General features: G+C 65.0%; 1 protein-coding gene. It reads right to left on the bottom strand.

From position 1 onward, the window contains the following. Positions 1-1,400, bottom strand: a 1,400-nt coding sequence (locus MLB1_RS23885; RefSeq protein WP_180752354.1) for an acyl-CoA carboxylase subunit beta, incomplete at both ends; no start/stop codon positions are given.

Genomic DNA, 1,400 nt, shown 5'->3' with positions numbered 1-1,400 from the left:
AGTGGGATGTTTTTGTGGCGGCCGCGGCGGTTGGGGGCTTCGGCGAGTGCGCGGGTGAGGACGGCGCGGGTTTGTGAGGGTTCGATTTCTTCGTCGACGACGCCGATTTCGATGGCGCGGTCGACGCCGCCGGCGATGCGTTCGTGTTCGATGGCGAGTTCTTCGTGGAGGGCTTCGCGTTCTTCGGGGGGTGTGGCGGCGAGTTGTTTTTTGTGGAGGATGCCGACGGCGGCTTTGGCGCCCATGACGGCGACTTCGGCGTCGGGCCAGGCGAAGACTTTGGTGGCTCCTAGTGAGCGTGAGTTCATGGCGATGTAGGCGCCGCCGTAGATTTTGCGGGTGACTAGGGTGACGCGGGGGACGGTGGCTTCACCGAATGCGTGTAGGAGTTTGGCGCCGCGGCGTACTACGCCGCCCCATTCTTGGCCGACTCCGGGTAGGTAGCCGGGGACGTCGACCAGGACGATGAGGGGGATGCCGAAGGCGTTGCAGAGGCGGACGAAGCGTGCGGCTTTTTCGGCGCTTTCGGAGTTGAGGCAGCCGCCTAGGCGTAGTGGGTTGTTGGCTAGGACTCCGACGGAGCGTCCGGCGAGGCGGCCCAGGCCGATGACCATCGAGGGTGCCCATTTGCCTTGGAATTCTTCGAAGGAGTCCGCGGGGTTGTCGCGGTCGAGCAGGGCGTTGATGATGGGGTGGACGTCGTAGGCGCGTTTGGCGGATTCGGGGAGCAGGGCGCGTAGGTCGGTGTGGTCGGCTTCGGCGCGGCTGCGGTCGAAAACGCCTTGTTGGCAGAAGAATCCTACGAGTTTGCGGCCGCGGGTGTAGGAGTCGAGTTCGTCGTCGGCCACGATGTGGCAGACACCGGATTTTTTGTGGTGGGCTTCGGGGCCGCCGAGGGTGGCCATGTCGACGTCTTCGCCGGTGACGCTGCGGACCACGTCGGGTCCGGTGACGAATACGCGGCTTTCGGGGGCCATGATGATGACGTCGGTTAGTGCGGGGCCGTAGGCGGCGCCGCCGGCGGCAAATCCCACCACGATGGAGATTTGTGGGATGTATCCGGAGGCGCGGATCATGGCTTCAAAGACCAGCCCGACGGCGTGCAGGGCGGAGACTCCTTCGGCGAGGCGGGCGCCGCCGGAGTGCCAGATCCCGATGATGGGGGATTGTTCTTCGATCGCGATGTCGTAGGCGGCCACGATGTGGCGGCAGCCCTCGATTCCCATGGCGCCGCCCATGACGGTGCCGTCGGTGCAGAAGGCGACGGTCTTGACTCCGTTGACGGTGCCCGCAGCAGCCAACACACCTGAGCGGTCACGCTCGTGGAGCAGCTCGAGGCTGCCGTCATCAAAAAAGGTGCTCAGCCGCAACAGCGGATCACGCGGATCAAGCGATTCATC

Source organism: Mycobacteroides sp. LB1, assembly GCF_013449725.1.
GTDB lineage: Bacteria > Actinomycetota > Actinomycetes > Mycobacteriales > Mycobacteriaceae > Mycobacterium.
This window is presented reverse-complemented; position numbering and strand designations above follow the sequence as displayed.